This window comes from Stenotrophomonas sp. HMWF003, from assembly GCF_003061285.1.
Taxonomy (GTDB): domain Bacteria; phylum Pseudomonadota; class Gammaproteobacteria; order Xanthomonadales; family Xanthomonadaceae; genus Stenotrophomonas; species Stenotrophomonas maltophilia_AP.
The window spans coordinates 1-2,555 of record NZ_QAIW01000063.1; the positions used below are offsets into that span (position 1 = coordinate 1).

2 protein-coding genes are annotated in these 2,555 nt (G+C 65.7%); both read right to left on the reverse strand.

Annotation, left to right across the window (positions count from 1 at the left end; genetic code table 11):
* Positions 1-353: cupin-like domain-containing protein (locus tag DBR34_RS02260; protein WP_343125601.1), on the reverse strand; the 353-nt coding region annotated here is incomplete at its 3' end.
* 19 nt (positions 354-372) lie between these two features.
* Positions 373-2,555, reverse strand: a 2,183-nt coding sequence (locus DBR34_RS02265) for a TonB-dependent receptor (protein ID WP_128095544.1), incomplete at its 5' end; no start/stop codon positions are given.

Genomic DNA, 2,555 nt, shown 5'->3' on the forward strand with positions numbered 1-2,555 from the left:
GTCGAGGCCACATAGATGCCGGGCGGGTCGGGGTCGGGCTGGTACTTGAGCAGGGTGTCGAGCACCACCTTCAGGGCGATCTGCTCACGGCGGAAGTTGAAGCCACTCATGTCCGCGTTGTAGAACAGCCGCCCCTGCGCCTGTGTTGGCGCGGTGGTGGCGGTGACCGGCATCTGGCCGTGGTCGAACTGCTTCAGATGCGCCACCGCTGCGGCCGCCGATGTGCGTGCCGCAGCCACCATCGGCCAGTGCGCCACCAGCCCGCGCAGCACCTTGGGCGTGGTCCAGCCGGGCAGCTGCGTGTGCAGCTGCGCCGGGTCCAGCCCCTGCACTTCCTCGATCCGGCCTGTCATCGCGCCGTGGTCCCCGTGCTCAGAACTTGTAGCGTACCCCGAACATGTAACGCGGCCCGGTCTGGGTGGCGTAGCGCAGCATGTTGGTGTGGCGCGCATAGGTGCGCATGGTTTCGTCGGTCAGGTTGATCGCCTCCAGGCTCAGCGTGAGCTGGTCGCTCACCGCGTAGCTGATGTTGAGGTCCAGCTGGCCGTAGGCATCGGTGTAGTTCGGGTTCGGGCCCTGCCCGCCGATGCCGTTGAGGAACGTGTCGCGCCAGTTGTAGGCCGCACGCACCTGCCAGTTGTACTTCTCGTAGAACAGCACCAGGTTGGCCGAGTCGCTCAGGCCGATCATCGGGTACTGGTCGCCCAGGCTCAGGTTGTCGAAGGTCAGGCCGGATTTCACCTTGGTGTAGTTGGCCGCCAGGCCGAAACCGGTCTGCCCGAACAGCTGCTGCACGCTCAGTTCCCAGCCGTCCAGGTGGTCCGAGCGCTGGTTGGCCGGCACGGTGATGTCGAACCCGGCGATCGGGTCGCCCGGCTGGCCGACGATGGTGCCGGTGCGCTGGCCGGCCGAGTTGGTGCCGGTGGCAGTCACGCCCGGGTCGCCGTCATGGTTGGCGAAGATGTAATCGCGGATGCAGGGCATGTCGGTCACGCCGCACCCCGATGCCAGCGCCTCGTTCCAGTAGGTGCCGCCCACCGGGGTATGCAGCCCGGCGCTGTTGTCGCGCACGATGGTGTTGCTGATGAAGTTCTTGATGTTCTTGCGGAAGAAGCCCAGCGAGGCATAGCTGGATTCGCCGTAGTACCACTCCAGCGACAGGTCGAAGTTGTCCGCCAGCAGCGGCTCCAGCCCGGGGTTGCCGCGCGAGCCGGTGCCGCCCTGGGTACGCACGATGTTATCGAAGCGACGGCCGCTGTCGATCTGGGTCCAGCCCGGGCGGCCGATGCTGCGGCTGTAGCTGCCGCGCAGCGCCAGCGCCTCGGTGATGTCCAGTTTGAGGTCGACGTTGGGCAGCACGTAGTCGTACTTGCCCTTGCCACCGATGAAGGTGCCCTCGGCCGCATAGCCCAGGTTGAACTCGTTGGCCGAGCCCCAGTTGATGCTGGTCGGCACGCGCACCAGCGCGGTCGATTCCACCTCGGTCTGCTCGTAGCGCACGCCCGCCGCCACATGCAGCGGCATCGACCAGTCGAAGGTGGTGCGGTACTGCAGGTAGGCGCTTTTGGAGGTTTCGGTGGTGCGGATGTCTTCGGTGTATTCGGTGGGGGCCAGGTAGCAGGTGGGGCAGGGCGGTTCGCCATTGGCGGCCACCTGGCCGGCACGTTCGCGCAGGCGGTCGAAATCGAACACCAGGAACTGGCCGGTCAGGCGCGGGTCGCCGTGCCCGGAGAACGCATCGAAGTACTTGCCCATGTCATCGGCGTACCAGATGCTGTCGTCGTAGTCGGCCGGGTCGCCGAGCCCGCCCCAGGTATCGCGCTGCATGATGGCCGAGGCCGAGCGGTTTTCCACCTTGGTATGGCCGACGCCGAAGTCCAGGGCCGAATAGTCGGCGAACTTGAACGTGCCGCTGCCCTGGTACTGCTGCACCTTGGACTTGTTGTAGCTGTTCTGGAAGACCGAACCGGTCACCAGCGCCTGGTTGGCCTGGATGCCGCCGGGCGGCAGCGCGATGTTGATGATCGGCAGGTCGCCGCTGTAGTCCACGGTGGTCTTGCCGCGCACATAGGCGGCCACACCGAGCACGCCGGCCGAACCGTAGGGGCTGTCCGGCTGCGATTCGGCGGTGGCATTGTGGACGTCGAACGACAGATTGAGCGCGTCGTTGACTTCCCAGTCCACATTGAAGCCGAGCGAATCCATGCTGTTTTTGGTGGCCAGTTTCATGCCGCCCATGGCCACGTCACCGTTGACCACGTCTTCGCTGTAGATGATCGGCGCTGCTATCGGGCCGTTGGTCCAGGTGCTGTCGCCGGGGCCGTAGTTGAACCACACCGACAACTCGCTGCGCTGCTGCTGCACCTTGTTCTCCACGTAGGTGTAATCCAGCGTGGTGGTGACATTGTCGGCCGGCTTCCACTGCAGGGTGGCCTGGGCGTTGGTGCGTTGGCGCTGCACGCCGTTGACGTTGTAGGCGGTGTTCTGCGGGCGGGCGTAGATGTCGGTGGCGTCGGGGCGGTTCTGGATGCGGTCCGAATAGCCCTGGCCGGGTT